Here is a 14,936-nt window from a genome sequence, read left to right on the forward strand (position 1 = left end):
TAAATTGCTATCTAAAAGTTATGTGAAAGATTATAGGAAAAACATTGAAGTTGTATCTTTTAAAGAAAAAGTTTCAAAAATTCGAGGGCTTGTAACTGTTGAATTGTTTGACGCAGCGACAAAAAAGAAAGTTCTTGAGGCAAAGACAGAAAATCTCATCACAAGCATAGGATATAATTATTTAAGAAATCAATTAATAACTTCTGCACTAGGTTTAACGTATACCGGTTCAAAACCGAGCTTTGAAAATGTATTTTCACAGATACAATTATATTCAGGAAATGAACCAGAAATAGAAGAAAAATTTCCTTCACTTGGTGACTTAGTTGGCTGGTCAGATCAAACAACATATTCAGGTTCGGACTCACTTAGAGGAACTGTAAATACTGCAGAATCAAAAATGAATTATGATGATTTATCAAGAGTACATTATGTGTTTGATTGGCCGACTAATGCTGCAAATGGAACGTTTCAAACTATTATTTGGGGATCTCGCAATCTACTGTCAATGAAAATAACGACAATTTCTGTTACATTTGATGCGCATTTAGCGGGAGTTGCAGGAAACACACAAGTCCTTTATGTTTTAGGATATCAAAACAATAAAATTTATAAGCTCGATCCAAATACATTTACAGTAATAAGTAGTTTTAGTACACCCGGTACATATCCTAGGGGACTTGCATGGGATGGTACGAATATTTGGATTGGTGATATAAGTAGTAATAAAATTTATAAGATAAGTCCAAGTGATGGAACAGTAATAGGCAGCTTCTCTTTTTCTAAACCATATGGTATAGCCTGGGATGGGACTTACTTATGGGTAACGACAACAACTGATAATAAAATTTATAAAGTAGACCCCAATAGCGGAACTATTTTGAGTAGTTTTACTGGACCGACAACGAATTATTCAATTCCTGTAGCTCATGACAAACAAAATTTATATATCTATGATAGCTCTACTTTTTACAAGATTGACCCAGCAACTGGAAAAGTCAAGAATAAGTACTATGCTGTTCTCTCTTGTTCTGCATTAACGTGGGATGGCGAAAAATTTATAAGCGTTTATGATTCTCCTTATATTAATAGTGTTCCTATATCAACTATATATAATGTAAACTACGGTGCACGGACGCTGCTTGCGTCACCGGTCACCAAAACATCAACTAATACTATGAAAATTCAATATGATTTTGTATTTCAAGAATAGAGAGGAAGTGTGAAAATGAAGTATGAAAATATATTTAAGACAATAACAGCATTTGGAGGCGCTCTTGCCTCCTATCTTTTTGGGGGGTGGAGCGCATTGCTCGGAATTTTGCTTGCATTTGTTATATTTGATTACATTACGGGTGTCATTGCTGCAGGGATAGAAGGAAAACTCAATTCGTCAATAGGCTGGAAAGGTATATCAAGAAAAGTGATGATATTCGTATTGGTTGCTATGGCGCATCTTGTAGATATGGCATTAGGTGATTCAAATGTATTTAGAGATGCCACAATATTTTTCTACCTTGCGAATGAGCTTTTAAGCATCATAGAAAATACCGGCCGTATTGGATTACCTGTACCTGATGCGATACAGAAGGCTGTAGCAATATTAAAGGGGAAGGGAGAAGTGAAACAATGATAGTATGTATTGACCCGGGCCATGGTGGAATAGATCCGGGAGGATGTTCAAATGGATTACGAGAGAAAGATTTAACACTTGATATTTCATTGAGGTTAAATAACTTGTTGAAAAACTATGAAGTAGATATAATACTAACGAGAGATAAAGACATAGATGTAGGACTTTTACAGCGTGCCAATATGGCTAATTCAGCAAATGTGGACTTTTTTATTTCCATACATATTAATGCTGGAGGTGGTTCTGGTTTTGAGAGTTATCGCCATCCTGCAGCAAGCGATAAAACGGCTTCTATACAAGCTATCATTCATAGAACAATTGCAAATTTATATGAGTCAAATAACTTCATTGACCGTGGTGAAAAAACAAAAAATTTGGCAGTGCTCAGGGAAACAAAAATGCCTGCAATCTTAGTCGAAAATTTGTTTATAGACTCAGTAAAGGACGCTAACTTTCTAAGAGAAGAAAATAATAGACAGGCAATAGCTCAGTCGATATGCAACGGAATCGTTCAGGCATTTGGGTTGAAACAAAAAACGAAATATAATCCATTGGACACTGTTATAGATGCCTTTGTAAAAGCTGGTATAATTACAAGTCCAGAATACTGGAAACAGAATGCAGTGGAAGGCAAGCAATGTGATGGTGGATATGTAGCTGTGTTGCTGCAGAGAATCTATGAAAAGTATATGAAAGCATAAAGGCCCTTCGGGGCCTATTTTTTTATGGCACAATATATAGTATAAGAATGTATTTTGTGGTTTTGATTAATTTTACAACTATATGTTGTACTTGACATTTTTTATAACAATATCTATAATGGTACCAAAATGGAATCTTATTCAATTTAATATAATATTATTATATATTAGTATATTTAAATATATTTTAATAAAGGACTAAAAGAAATTTCACATTCTTTATAGGGTGGAATAGTTTTGTTGTAATAGAATACAAATAGGAGGTGTGTTTTTTGTGGAAAAGAATAAGGAAGTAAATATTGAGACATTTAAAAGATATGCTGAAATATTTATAGATTTATATATAAAAAATATTATAATAGTTAAATGGTTTAGTGAAGGTGTTAGAATTGAGGCTCATGATTATAATTTAAAAAAGGAATTAGAAACAATTGATGATAAAATTATTTTAGATGATTTTATAGGGCAGGTTTTTTATATATTAAATGAGGCAAGGCGTATTGTACTTAAAAATGATAATACTTATGATTATGATAGTGAAAAAATAATAATTATTAAAGAAATTTTGCAACGTTGCCCTCAATTAATCGATGATATAAAAGTAAAATGTACCAGTAAGCAAAATTTGTTAGACAACTTTGACTATGAAATTTTAACTAAAAGAAATAAGAATGATATAAATGAAATTTTGACTTATTCAATTCTTATTAATCTTGAATTATTTAATGATGATTCTAAAAATAAGGGAAATCATAAAATATTATTTGAATTAGCTGAAACTGACGTAGAAAACATGATAAAGGTTTTACAAGAAGCATTAGAAAAATTACAAATTTTAAAAAAGATTGAGGAAAAGGATGTTTAAAAATGATATATGAAACAAAAAACGCAAACAAAAGATTGGAATACTACAGTAATTTTGATATATATTATTACGAAGGAATAAATGTAGAAAAAAGTGAGTATAATTGCAATAGGGAAGATGATTTTATACCAAGATATAAGCATGGTATTAATTTAAGCATTCCCAAGGTGTATAATATGAACATTAAATCCTATCTTAAAGTAACGGCGAAAAGGCATAATAGGATAGTTGTAGATGATGATATATTAGCTGGCATGCCTTCTATAAATGGCAGGAGGATACCTGTTTCATTAATATTATCGTGCTTCAAAGATAATATGTCAATTCAAGAAATATGTAATGAGTATTTATTAAACGAGGAAGATGTTCAAAGCGCTTTGGACTTTGTTGTGGATCTGTTAGATTATCCATATCAGGAGGACGAAAATGAAATTCCTATTGGATGAAAATATTACTCCTAAAGTTGGAGAGTTCTTGCAGGAATATGGGCATGATGTTAAGACGATAATAACACTAAGATTATTTGGTTTAAAAGATGAAGAAGTTTTAGGATTAGCGTACAAAGAAGGTAGAGCTTTAATAACAATCAATGGTAAGCATTATGTAATATTGGTTCCTCCAAATCATAAAAGAATTTATGAAAAACATTATGGAATCATATGGACTAAAATTCAGATTACTGTAAGAAATTCATGCGAGTTGAGTAGGAAAATAGATGAATTATGTAAGTTTAATAAGAATATAGAAAATACCATATTTATTATAAAACAAAATAATTTAGGTGATATTATATATGAGCAGTATTATCCACATAAGATAAATTATAAGCAGGTCTATGCTAAATACTTTCAAGCATAAAGAATATAAGCAATAAGCACTCTAAAATGGGTGCTTTATTTTTTATAATAATTTTTTTGTATAGACCAAAATTAAGTATTTTTTTGTGAGAATTTGATTTTTCGAGGTTTATAATTGTTTTTTTGCTCAATTTTGTCCCCAAAATGTTCCCAACTTTGCATATAAGCTAATATTGTTATTTATATCCAGCCTAAAAATGCTTGATTTTAGGCATAAAAATGGCAGGGGAGACAAGAATCGAACTCGCAACCTACGGTTTTGGAGACCGCCGCTCTACCAATTGAGCTACTCCCCTGCGACGAAATTTATTATATCATAGTATATTTATCTAGTCAATAACTAAGTGCATTTATTTCGTTGTTATTCTGTCATAAAACTCAACAAAAAAAGTGTGCAAAATATAAAAATAATTCGTAACTTGCTCGAATTTTAAGTTAAATTCTTTTATTACGATTTATCCAATGTTATAATATTAATGGTAATTAAAAAGCAAAGGAGAGTTAAGTATGAACAGGATTGATGAATTAGCAATTAATACTATACGTATACTTTCAATCGAACAGGTGCAAAAGGCTAACTCCGGACATCCAGGTATGCCAATGGGTTCTGCTCCAATGGCGTATACATTGTGGGCCAAATATTTAAAGCACAGTCCAAAGAATCCTAAATGGGCTGGGAGAGATAGATTTATACTATCTGCTGGACATGGTTCTGCACTTTTATATTCGTTGCTGCATCTTTTTGGCTATGGACTTACAATAGAAGATCTTAAGAATTTTAGGCAATGGCAAAGTTTGACTCCAGGGCATCCAGAATACGGACATACACCAGGTGTTGAAATCACTACAGGCCCATTGGGACAAGGTATTTCAAACGCTGTTGGTATGGCAATTGCTGAGACTTACATGGCAAGCAAATTTAACCGTCCAGGGTATGACATAGTGGATAATTATACATACGCTATCGTTGGCGATGGATGCCTCATGGAGGGCATTTCTTCTGAAGCATGTTCTTTAGCTGGAACACTAAAACTTGGTAAACTGATAGCATTGTATGATTCAAATAATATTTCCATAGAAGGTGGCACTGATATTGCATTTACAGAAGATGTTGGTAAAAGATTTGAGGCTTATGGTTGGCAAGTTATAAAAGTAGATGATGGTAATGACGTAGAAAAGATAGGAAAAGCTATTGAAGAAGCAAAGGCAGACAAAGAAAGGCCGTCACTTATCATAGTAAAGACTGTGATTGGATACGGCTGCCCAGAGAAACAAGGAAAAGCTTCAGCACATGGAGAACCACTGGGAGATAAAAACGTAGAGGCAACTAAAAAGTTTTTGGGATGGGGGTACGACGAGGAATTTTATGTTCCAGATGAAGTGCGTAAGCATTTTGAAAATATCATAGAAGAATTAAATAAAGAAGAAGAAAAATGGAATAGAATGTTTGAAAATTACAGAAAAGAATATCCAGAATTAGCAGAAGAATGGGATAAATGGCATAGTGAGAAATTGCCGGTTGATTTAGTCGCTGATGAAGGTCTTTGGAATTTTAAAGTAAAGACAGCTACAAGGTCTTCATCTGGAGACGTTTTGAATTATTTGGTTAAGCTTGTCCCAAATCTGATTGGTGGTTCTGCTGATCTCGCGCCATCTACAAAGACTTACACAAAAGATAGAGGCGACTATAGCAGCGAAAACAGAGGTGGTTCTAATTTCCACTTTGGCGTTAGAGAACATGCAATGGCAGCGATTGCGAATGGAATGGCTGCTTATGGCGGCATTATACCTTATGTATCTACATTTCTCGTATTCAGCGATTATATGAAAGGCGCTGTAAGGTTATCTGCGTTGATGAAGCTTCCTGTAATTTATGTGTTTACTCATGATAGCATTGGTGTTGGTGAGGATGGCCCAACACACGAACCGATAGAACATTTACCGATGTTAAGAAGCATTCCAAACTTGACTGTTATAAGGCCTGCAGATTCAAAAGAAGTTTCTGCTGCATGGTGCTACGCTCTTAACAAAAAAGACGGTCCAACAGCATTGATATTGACAAGGCAAAATCTTCCTGTTTACGATGAGACATCAAAAGATGCTTTAAAAGGTGGATATGTATTGTGTGATGCAGAAGATGGAAATCCAGATGTGATTTTATTGGCCAGTGGTTCAGAGGTTAGTTTGATTTATGAGGCATACAAAGTGCTTAAAGAGAAGGGGATTAAGGCGAGGGTAGTAAGCATGCCTTCGATGGAGATATTTGATATGCAACCAGATGAATACAAAAAAACGGTGCTTCCTGATGATGTGAGAGCCAGAATTGCAGTAGAGGCTGCAAGTACTATGAGCTGGTATAAATACGTTGGCCTTGACGGCTGTGTAATTGGTCTTGATCATTTTGGAGCATCTGCGCCTGGTGATATACTCTTTAGAGAATTTGGATTCACTGTTGAAAATGTCGTCAACAAGGCATTAGAGCTATTAAAATGATGAATAAGAGTGCTTTATCGCACTCTTATTCAAAAATTTTTAGGAATCATACAAGTATGTTTTATTAAGAAAGGAATGATATCATGAGTGTTACGATTAAGAAGGTTTCATTTTCGGGTTGGAATAATTGCATTGAAGTTTCTAATGGGGTGGTTGATTTTATAGCCACAACGGAAATAGGTCCAAGGATAATGAGATTTGGATTTGTAGGACAAGAAAATGAATTCAGCATTAATGCAGAAGATGCAGGTAAAAAAGGTGAAGACATTTGGAGAAGTTATGGTGGTCACAGATTGTGGCACAGCCCTGAAGCCATGCCAAGAACTTATACACTTGATAATTTTCCAATAAAGTACGAAGAAATAGAAAATGGCATTAAGCTTATTCAAGAGCCTAATGATTATGCCTACATAAAAAAGGAAATTGAAGTAACTTTAGAACCAGATAAACCTGTTGTAAATGTTAAGCATACGCTTACAAATAAAGGTGCTTGGGTGGTGGAGCTTTCACCATGGGCTATATCTGTCATGGCGACAGGGGGGCTTCAAATCGTTGAGCAACCTATGAAAGACACTGGACTTTTGCCAAATAGAGCTTTAGTATTGTGGCCTTACTCCCACATGAAAGATCACAGAATACACTTTGGAGACAAATATATAATTTTTGAGCAAGACCCTAATAAAAAAGAACCATTTAAATTTGGAATTCAAAATGAAAAAGGATGGGCAGCGTACTTTAATCATGGACATCTTTTTATAAAGAAATTTAAACATGATGAAAATGCGGTTTATCCGGATTACAACGCTTCTTACGAAACATATACGACAGATTGGATGATGGAAATGGAGTCTTTAGGTCCTATGGTAAAATTAGAACCTGGCGATTCCACAATCCATACAGAAGAATGGTTATTATATGACAATGTAAAAAGACCATCTATAAACGAAGATGAAATAGAAGAATTGTTGTCACAATATATAAAGTAATTAATTAGGGCTTGTAAAAGCCCTAATTAAAGCTTTTTTAGGAGGATAGAATTGGAACTAATTACTGTCATATTAGCTATTGTAATTGACCAAATTTCAAAATACTTTGTAGTGAGGTATTTAAAACCCATTGGGACTTTTCCTATAATAGACAATGTATTTAACTTTACGTACGTTGAAAATAAAGGTGCTGCTTTTGGAATATTGCAAAATAAGACAGTATTTTTTATAATAATAACTGTTATTGTTGGGACAATATTGGTGTATTCAATTGTAAATGTACCCAGCAGTACATTTTATAAGTTTACTTTATCTATGATTCTCGGTGGAGCCATCGGAAATTTAATCGATAGAGTCAGATTAGGATATGTTGTAGATTTCATTGATTTTAGATTTTTTCCAGCAGTCTTTAATTTAGCTGATTCCATGATAGTAGTAGGCGCTATATTGTTGTGCTATACTTTAATATTTAAAAAAGAAAGTCAATAATAGTAGGTTATATGCCTGGAAGGGTTGTAATTCATGAACATAGCTAATATTGTTAATATAATTGCTGAAAAAGACGATGTAGATAAAAGAATAGACTCTTTTTTAGCTTCAGAAGTAGATTTTACAAGATCATATTTAAAGAAGTTGATATTAGATGAACTTGTTAAAGTTAATGGTAAATCAGTAAAGCCTAATTACAAGGTAAAAGAAGGCGATGTGATAGACATAAATATACCTGAGGCAGAAGAAATAGACTTAAAACCAGAAAACATTCCTCTTGATATTATTTACGAAGATGATGATATAATTGTTGTGAATAAGCCTCAAGGTATGGTGGTTCACCCTGCTCCTGGTAATTTAAGTGGTACACTTGTCAATGCGCTTTTATACCATTGCACTAATTTGTCAGGCATAAATGGAGAATTGAGGCCGGGGATTGTCCATAGGCTTGATAAAGATACTTCTGGCGTAATGGTTGTTGCTAAAAATGACAAAGCTCATCTTGAGCTTTCAAATCAAATAAAAAACAGGACTATTTTAAAGAAATATTTAGCGATCGTTGAGGGAGTAATTAAAAGCGATGAAGGAGCTGTAGAGGCTCCAATAGGAAGAGATCATATTGAGAGAAAAAAGATGGCTGTTGTAAAAGATGGACGTTATGCTTTAACATTATACAGAGTTCTCGAAAGGTATAAAAATAATTCTCTTGTAGAAGCGGTAATAAAAACCGGTCGCACTCATCAGATTAGAGTTCATATGGCATATATTGGGCATCCAATTGTAGGTGATGAAGTTTACGGATATAAAAAACAGAGATTTAATCTTTCAGGTCAGGCACTACATTCAAAGCTTTTAGGCTTAGTGCATCCGTCTAAGAAAGTTTATATGGAATTTGAGGCGCCGGTTCCTGAATATTTTGAAAAGTTAATGAAAGTATTAAAAGAAAAGCAGTAGTTCTTTTCTGGCTTGACACGTCAATATATTAAAGTTATAATATCAAATAAATAGCTTGATATAGTATAATGCGATGAGTAGGAGAGTAGCAAAAGTACATATACAAGGGAGAAGATACCGTGACTGAGAGTATCTTTATATCACTGCTTTTGTGAAAGACGCCTATTAGCATATTGGTCGATATGTAGGCCAAATACGTAAACCTGCGTTAAAGGAAAGAGTTGTAATCAGGGTGGCACCACGGGAAATTCTCTCGTCCCTGCAATTTATTTGCGGGATTGAGAGAATTTTATATTATATAATACTTAAGTATAAAGAGGAGTTGATTTTATGCTTACAAAAGCGCCTAGAGGGACAAAAGATGTACTTCCATCAGAAGCATATAAATGGCAGTATTTAGAAAATATGATAAGAGAAATATGTGCAGATTTTGGATTCAAAGAAATCAGGACGCCTGGGTTTGAGCATACTGAACTATTTTTAAGAGGTGTTGGCGAGTCAACTGATATTGTCAGAAAGGAAATGTACACTTTTAATGACAAGAGTGGTAGAAGTATTACCTTAAAGCCTGAGGGGACGTCACCTGCTGTAAGAGCATTTGTTGAACACAATTTATACGCAGAAACGATGCCAGTTAAGATTTACTACATAACACCCGTATATAGATATGAAAGACCTCAATCAGGTAGGCTTAGGGAACACCATCAATTTGGCATAGAAATGTTTGGTTCACATGATGCATTGGCTGATGCTGAAGTAATCAGTGTTGCTATGACTTTACTCAATAAATTGGGACTTAAAAATTTGGAGCTAAATATCAACAGTATTGGATGTCCTAACTGCAGAAGGGAATATAACAAAGCATTGAAAGAATTTTTAGGAGAGAATATCGAAAATTTATGCGATGATTGCAAAGAAAGATATAAGATAAATCCCATGAGAGTTCTTGATTGCAAAGTTGAGAGTTGTAAAAGAATATTGAAAGATGCGCCGTTAATGCTTAATTATCTTTGTGATGATTGCAAAGACCACTTTGAAAGTCTTCAATCTTATTTAAAAGAAGCGGGATTTAACTTTGTCATTAATCCTAAGATAGTTAGAGGACTTGACTATTATACTAAGACAGCTTTTGAAATAATATCAAACGACATAGGTGCACAAGGTACTGTTTGTGGTGGAGGAAGATACGATGGTTTAGTAGAAGAATGTGGAGGTCCTTCTGTACCTGGTGTAGGGTTTGGATTGGGACTTGAACGTTTGTTGCTGACGCTTGAAAACAGCGGCATTGAAATACCCGCTCCAAAGCGTCCAGATCTTTTCATATGCACAATCGGAAATGAAGCAAAGAAATATGCGTTTTCTATGGCTACAAAACTTAGGAGTTTGGGAATTTCAGTTGAGATTGACAATATGGGAAGAAGTCTTAAAGCACAGATGAAATACGCTAATAAACTAAATGTAAGGTATACGATAATTTTAGGTGAAGACGAACTTAAGAACAATAAGGTGAAACTGAAAAACATGGACACTGGAGAAGAAAGCGCAATTGAGCTTGATAAAATTTATGATGAAATATCAGAATAGATGGAGGTATATTGATGGGAGAGCAATTGGCAGGCATGAAAAGAACACATATGTGCGGAGAACTTACAATTAACGATGTTGGGAAAAATGTCGTTGTGATGGGATGGGTTCAGAGAAGAAGAGATCTTGGAGGACTCATATTTTTAGAATTGCGGGATAGGACCGGGCTTATACAGATTGTTTTTAGTGAGCAGCTTTCAAAGGAAGCATTTGATAAAGCTCAGCATGTGAGAAATGAGTATGTTTTGGCTGCATCAGGTAAAGTTGTAAAGAGAACTGAAGAAAATGTGAATCCAAATCTTGAGACAGGAAACATAGAGATTTACGTAAGCGAATTTAAAATTTTAAGCAAAGCTGAGACACCACCATTCATGGTGGAGGATAGAAATAATGTGTCTGAGGCGATTAGATTAAAGTACAGATATTTGGATTTAAGAAGACCATCAATGCAGAAGATTTTGCTTACAAGATACAAGATAACGAGAATTGTGAGAGACTTTTTGGATAAAAACGGCTTTATAGACATAGAAACGCCGCTTCTCATAAAAAGCACTCCAGAAGGAGCTAGAGATTATCTTGTTCCAAGTAGGGTACAACCTGGCAAATTTTATGCCTTGCCCCAATCGCCACAGATATTTAAACAGCTTTTAATGATATCAGGCTTTGATAGGTACTATCAGATTGCGAAATGCTTAAGAGATGAGGATTTAAGGGCAGATAGGCAGCCTGAGTTTACGCAGATCGATATAGAGATGTCGTTTGTCGATGAAGATGATGTCATATCCATAAATGAGCGTATGATAGCTAAAATATTTAAGGAAATTTTGAATATCGACTTGGAAGTTCCTTTTAGGAGAATTTCTTGGCAGGAAGCAATGGACAGGTTTGGCTCTGACAAGCCTGATTTAAGATTTGGAATGGAGTTGAAAAATCTTTCATCAATATTTGCAGACTCTGAATTTAAAGTTTTTAGAGATGCAATAGAAAATGGTGGTTCTGTAAGGGCAATAAATGTGAAAGGTGCAGCATCTATTCCTAGAAGACAATTAGATGAGCTTGTAGAATATGTAAAAACATATAAAGCTAAAGGACTTGTATGGATACAGATGTCAGATGATGGTCCAAAATCCCAAATCTTGAAATTTTTAAAAGAGGATGAGTTGGCACAGGTCTTAAATGTGATGGAAGCAGAAAAAGGCGATTTGATATTAATAGTAGCTGACAGAAACAATATGATAGTTTATGATGCTTTAGGTCATTTGAGATTGGAAATGGGGAGAAGATACAATCTCATTGACGAGAACAAATACGAATTTTTGTGGGTTGTCGATTTTCCATTGTTGGAATACAGCGAAGAAGAAAAAAGATATGTTGCGATGCACCACCCGTTTACTGCTCCAAAAGATGAAGATATAGAAATGCTTGACAAGAATCCGGGACAGGTAAGAGCAAAAGCGTATGACATAGTTCTAAATGGTATGGAAATAGGTGGTGGCAGTATTAGGATACATGATACGGAATTGCAGAAGAAGATGTTTAAAGTGCTTGGTTTTACCGATGAAGATGCAGAGGCGCGATTTGGGTTTTTGCTGAATGCTTTTAAATATGGAGCACCGCCACATGGTGGCATTGCATATGGGCTTGACAGATTGACAATGATACTTACGGGTACAGATAATATAAGAGATGTTATCGCATTTCCAAAGACCCAGAATGCATGCGATCTTATGTCAGATGCGCCATCTGAAGTTTCGAAAGAACAGTTAGATGAATTGCACATAAAGGTTGATCTATAAACGTTTAACCTTGAAAAATCCTTAAAAATGTGCTAATATATTTTTAGAAACCCTATGGTGTGCGTGAAATGCGGTAATGTTTTGAGCCAACACCTATAAAAAGGGAGCCTGGGCTCTGGTAATGGAATATAAGCCATCTTCGAATGGACATATGAAGTTATCAGGAGGGCACCCACCTGCGAGAGCAGGTTCAAAACCACCGACTTAACGGCACTATGGGGATTTTTTATTGGAGGAATCAGCATTGTTACACGCTTTTTCGAGAACGGAACTATTAATAGGAAAAGATAATTTAGATAAATTAAAAAGATCTACTGTCGCTGTTTTTGGGATGGGCGGTGTAGGATCGTACACAGCAGAAGCTTTAGCACGAAGTGGCATTGGAAAGTTGGTAATAGTAGACGATGACACAGTCTGCTTAACTAACATAAATAGACAAATACATGCTACAAGAAAAACAGTTGGCAAACCAAAAGTTGAAGTAATGAAAGAAAGACTTTTAGAGATAAATCCTAAACTTGAAGTTATATCACATCAAACCTTTTATAGCAGTGAGAATAGTAGTACCTTATTGTCTCGGGATTACGATTATGTAGTAGACGCTATTGATACAGTATCGTCAAAGATAGATCTTGTAGTAAAATGCAATGAGATGGGCATACCGATTATAAGCTGCATGGGTGCAGCAAATAAACTAGATCCTACAAAATTTGAGGTGGCTGATATATACGATACGAGTATATGTCCTCTTGCAAAAGTTATGAGGTATGAGCTTAGAAAACGCGGTATAAGATCGCTAAAAGTTGTTTATTCTAAAGAAAAGCCCATAAAACCTCTTTTGAATGTGGAAACTTGTAAAGAACAGTGTATATGCACAAATAAAGAAAGAACTTGTGTCAAAAGAAGGCAGATACCAGGTAGTGTATCTTTTGTACCACCTGTAGCAGGATTTATATTGGCTGGTGAAGTCATAAAGGATATACTTGGGTACAAGTGAAAAATATGTTGACAAATTTTCGCGGAAAGATTATACTAAATTTGTACCTAATAGGGGTATGGGAGGTAATTATGAATTCATATCAAGATGAAAAAGACGATTTGCTAAGAAGGCTAAAAAAAATAGAGGGACAAATAAAGGGAATACAGAAAATGATAGAAAAAGACATATACTGTGTGGATGTCCTTATACAGGTTGCTGCTGTAAGATCTGCAATAAATAGTGTAGGTAAAATATTGCTTAAAAGTCATACTCTTGGGTGCGTGAAGGATGCTATAAATACTGAAAAGCAGGATGACATGATTGACGAGCTTGTTGAGACATTTATGAAATTTATGAAATGACTTAAAGATTTTTAGGTTTATTTATTGGATAAAATAAATCTAAAAGAAAAAGCTAATAATTAAAGAATTTTTAAAATATAATTAGGAGGTAGAAAAATGGCTGAAGTTACAATAACAAAGGACAATTTTCAGGAAGAGGTAGTTAATTCGAATATACCTGTTTTGGTAGATTTTTGGGCAGAATGGTGTGGACCTTGCAGAATGGTATCGCCTATAATAGAAGAGTTAGCTGAAGATTATGAAGGGAAAGTGAAAGTTGGCAAAATCAATGTTGATGAAGAAAACGAGCTTGCTATGCAATTTAGGATCATGAGCATACCTACTATAGGACTTTTCAAAGGTGGCAAAATGGTGGATAAAATCATAGGAGCAAGGCCAAAATCTGATTTTGAAGATTTTATAAACAGAAATTTATAATATAAAAGGGGAAAAACTGTTATCGCTTTTATAGCATAACAGTTTTTTTTTAATTAAAAACATTTATTCCTTAGAGTATAATAGATATTAAATTGGAAAAACTGTATATATCAAAGCAAAGAAAGGAGGACAAAATGTATCGAATTCCTAATCATATTGGTATTATTCCTGATGGAAATAGGCGTTGGGCACAAAATAGAAATATGCCTAAAGAAGCTGGATATTCATTCGGTTTAGAACCGGGAATAACATTGTATAAGATGTGCAGAGAGATTGGCGTTAAAGAATTAACTTTCTATGGATTTACGCAGGATAACACAAAGCGACCATCTGTTCAAACAGAAGCATTTAAAAAAGCGTGTATTGATGCTGTTAAAATGCTTGAAAAAGAAGATGCAGATCTTTTGGTCATAGGAAACTATAATTCTCCCATGTTTCCGCAAGAATTGCTGCCATATTGTAAACGAAAGAAGATTGGTAGTGGAAAAATGAAGGTTAATTTTCTTGTTAATTATGGATGGCAGTGGGACTTGAATAATGCATTGAAGGCTTTAAGCAGTGGAGAAAAAAGCGATATATTAGATCTAATTTCATCAAAAGAAGTATCGCGAATAGATTTAATCATAAGGTGGGGTGGCAGAAGGAGGTTAAGCGGATTTTTGCCTGTCCAGTCGATATATTCTGATTTTTATGTAATTGATGATTATTGGCCGGATTTTAAGCCTCAACATTTTTACGATGCCCTTGAATGGTATTCAAAACAAGATATTACACTTGGTGGATAAATGTCATCATTAAAGGTGGCATTTTTTATTTTTGC

General features: G+C 34.4%; 16 protein-coding genes, 1 tRNA gene, 1 other RNA gene and 1 other annotated feature. Of the genes, 17 read left to right on the forward strand and 1 reads right to left on the reverse strand.

From position 1 onward, the window contains the following. The first annotated feature begins 4 nt into the window (after window positions 1–4). From ACZ42G_RS06015 to ACZ42G_RS06040, 6 genes are all read left to right on the forward strand, one after another. Complete coding sequence (locus ACZ42G_RS06015; RefSeq protein ID WP_464851937.1) at window positions 5–1,213, forward strand: Vgb family protein; 1,209 nt, start codon at window positions 5–7, stop codon at window positions 1,211–1,213. 15 nt (window positions 1,214–1,228) lie between these two features. Beyond that, on the forward strand, window positions 1,229–1,633 hold the full coding sequence (locus tag ACZ42G_RS06020; protein WP_464851939.1) for a phage holin family protein: 405 nt from the start codon (window positions 1,229–1,231) through the stop codon (window positions 1,631–1,633). Continuing rightward, entirely contained in the window at window positions 1,630–2,334 is a 705-nt protein-coding gene (locus ACZ42G_RS06025) for an N-acetylmuramoyl-L-alanine amidase (protein WP_464851941.1), read from the forward strand. The genes ACZ42G_RS06020 and ACZ42G_RS06025 overlap by 4 nt, the downstream gene beginning before the upstream one ends. 274 nt (window positions 2,335–2,608) lie before the next feature. Then, window positions 2,609–3,199, forward strand: a complete 591-nt coding sequence (locus ACZ42G_RS06030; protein WP_464851943.1) for a hypothetical protein — start codon at window positions 2,609–2,611, stop codon at window positions 3,197–3,199. A gap of 2 nt (window positions 3,200–3,201) precedes the next feature. Beyond that, window positions 3,202–3,645 carry a DUF433 domain-containing protein gene (locus tag ACZ42G_RS06035; protein ID WP_464851945.1) on the forward strand — a complete coding sequence of 148 codons (444 nt, stop codon included), beginning with the start codon at window positions 3,202–3,204 and terminating at the stop codon, window positions 3,643–3,645. Further along, window positions 3,626–4,057: a DUF5615 family PIN-like protein gene (locus ACZ42G_RS06040; RefSeq protein WP_464851947.1), complete on the forward strand. Its 432-nt coding sequence runs from the start codon at window positions 3,626–3,628 to the stop codon at window positions 4,055–4,057. The genes ACZ42G_RS06035 and ACZ42G_RS06040 overlap by 20 nt, the downstream gene beginning before the upstream one ends. A gap of 219 nt (window positions 4,058–4,276) precedes the next feature. On the opposite strand, the gene ACZ42G_RS06045 is transcribed toward ACZ42G_RS06040, so the two are convergent. Beyond that, a tRNA-Trp gene (locus ACZ42G_RS06045) sits at window positions 4,277–4,352 on the reverse strand. Window positions 4,353–4,563: 211 nt separating this feature from the next. Between ACZ42G_RS06045 and tkt the strand changes: the two genes are divergently transcribed. From tkt to uppS, 11 genes are all read left to right on the forward strand, one after another. Next, window positions 4,564–6,549, forward strand: coding sequence for a transketolase (gene tkt, locus ACZ42G_RS06050; protein ID WP_464851949.1), 1,986 nt, complete (start codon window positions 4,564–4,566; stop codon window positions 6,547–6,549). Between the two features lie 83 nt (window positions 6,550–6,632). Continuing rightward, window positions 6,633–7,535 carry a TTE1925 family mutarotase gene (locus ACZ42G_RS06055; protein WP_464851951.1) on the forward strand — a complete coding sequence of 301 codons (903 nt, stop codon included), beginning with the start codon at window positions 6,633–6,635 and terminating at the stop codon, window positions 7,533–7,535. A 51-nt stretch (window positions 7,536–7,586) separates the two neighbouring features. After that, a complete protein-coding gene (gene lspA / locus ACZ42G_RS06060) occupies window positions 7,587–8,024 on the forward strand; it encodes a signal peptidase II (protein WP_085113611.1) in 438 nt (145 codons plus the stop codon). Window positions 8,025–8,057: 33 nt separating this feature from the next. Next, a complete protein-coding gene (locus tag ACZ42G_RS06065; RefSeq protein ID WP_464851953.1) occupies window positions 8,058–8,978 on the forward strand; it encodes an RluA family pseudouridine synthase in 921 nt (306 codons plus the stop codon). 64 nt (window positions 8,979–9,042) lie between these two features. Further along, window positions 9,043–9,242, forward strand: a binding site (T-box leader). 66 nt (window positions 9,243–9,308) lie between these two features. Next, window positions 9,309–10,562 carry a histidine--tRNA ligase gene (hisS, locus tag ACZ42G_RS06070; protein WP_464851955.1) on the forward strand — a complete coding sequence of 418 codons (1,254 nt, stop codon included), beginning with the start codon at window positions 9,309–9,311 and terminating at the stop codon, window positions 10,560–10,562. A 14-nt stretch (window positions 10,563–10,576) separates the two neighbouring features. Beyond that, window positions 10,577–12,358 (forward strand): aspartate--tRNA ligase, encoded by a 1,782-nt coding sequence (gene aspS, locus ACZ42G_RS06075; RefSeq protein ID WP_274892693.1) that lies wholly within the window; start codon window positions 10,577–10,579, stop codon window positions 12,356–12,358. A gap of 46 nt (window positions 12,359–12,404) precedes the next feature. Continuing rightward, window positions 12,405–12,584: non-coding RNA, 6S RNA (gene ssrS, locus ACZ42G_RS06080), on the forward strand. 18 nt (window positions 12,585–12,602) lie between these two features. Next, window positions 12,603–13,355 (forward strand): tRNA threonylcarbamoyladenosine dehydratase, encoded by a 753-nt coding sequence (locus ACZ42G_RS06085; RefSeq protein ID WP_464851957.1) that lies wholly within the window; start codon window positions 12,603–12,605, stop codon window positions 13,353–13,355. 71 nt (window positions 13,356–13,426) lie between these two features. Continuing rightward, window positions 13,427–13,699, forward strand: coding sequence for a metal-sensitive transcriptional regulator (locus ACZ42G_RS06090; protein WP_013788225.1), 273 nt, complete (start codon window positions 13,427–13,429; stop codon window positions 13,697–13,699). 96 nt (window positions 13,700–13,795) lie between these two features. Next, window positions 13,796–14,116: a thioredoxin gene (gene trxA, locus ACZ42G_RS06095; protein WP_085113606.1), complete on the forward strand. Its 321-nt coding sequence runs from the start codon at window positions 13,796–13,798 to the stop codon at window positions 14,114–14,116. Window positions 14,117–14,250: 134 nt separating this feature from the next. After that, on the forward strand, window positions 14,251–14,901 hold the full coding sequence (gene uppS / locus ACZ42G_RS06100; protein ID WP_274892695.1) for a polyprenyl diphosphate synthase: 651 nt from the start codon (window positions 14,251–14,253) through the stop codon (window positions 14,899–14,901). Window positions 14,902–14,936: the final 35 nt, after the last annotated feature.

The sequence above is a fragment of the Thermoanaerobacterium calidifontis genome (genome assembly GCF_055381745.1).

Bases quoted from the DNA above. Each gene is read 5' to 3' on its own strand.
- ACZ42G_RS06020 (WP_464851939.1), top strand. From the start codon at position 1,229: ATGAAGTATGAAAATATATTTAAGACAATAACAGCATTTGGAGGCGCT.
- ACZ42G_RS06025 (WP_464851941.1), top strand. From the start codon at position 1,630: ATGATAGTATGTATTGACCCGGGCCATGGTGGAATAGATCCGGGAGGA.
- ACZ42G_RS06035 (WP_464851945.1), top strand. From the start codon at position 3,202: ATGATATATGAAACAAAAAACGCAAACAAAAGATTGGAATACTACAGT.
- ACZ42G_RS06040 (WP_464851947.1), top strand. From the start codon at position 3,626: ATGAAATTCCTATTGGATGAAAATATTACTCCTAAAGTTGGAGAGTTC.
- tkt (WP_464851949.1), top strand. From the start codon at position 4,564: ATGAACAGGATTGATGAATTAGCAATTAATACTATACGTATACTTTCA.
- ACZ42G_RS06055 (WP_464851951.1), top strand. From the start codon at position 6,633: ATGAGTGTTACGATTAAGAAGGTTTCATTTTCGGGTTGGAATAATTGC.
- ACZ42G_RS06065 (WP_464851953.1), top strand. From the start codon at position 8,058: ATGAACATAGCTAATATTGTTAATATAATTGCTGAAAAAGACGATGTA.
- hisS (WP_464851955.1), top strand. From the start codon at position 9,309: ATGCTTACAAAAGCGCCTAGAGGGACAAAAGATGTACTTCCATCAGAA.
- aspS (WP_274892693.1), top strand. From the start codon at position 10,577: ATGGGAGAGCAATTGGCAGGCATGAAAAGAACACATATGTGCGGAGAA.
- ACZ42G_RS06090 (WP_013788225.1), top strand. From the start codon at position 13,427: ATGAATTCATATCAAGATGAAAAAGACGATTTGCTAAGAAGGCTAAAA.
- trxA (WP_085113606.1), top strand. From the start codon at position 13,796: ATGGCTGAAGTTACAATAACAAAGGACAATTTTCAGGAAGAGGTAGTT.
- uppS (WP_274892695.1), top strand. From the start codon at position 14,251: ATGTATCGAATTCCTAATCATATTGGTATTATTCCTGATGGAAATAGG.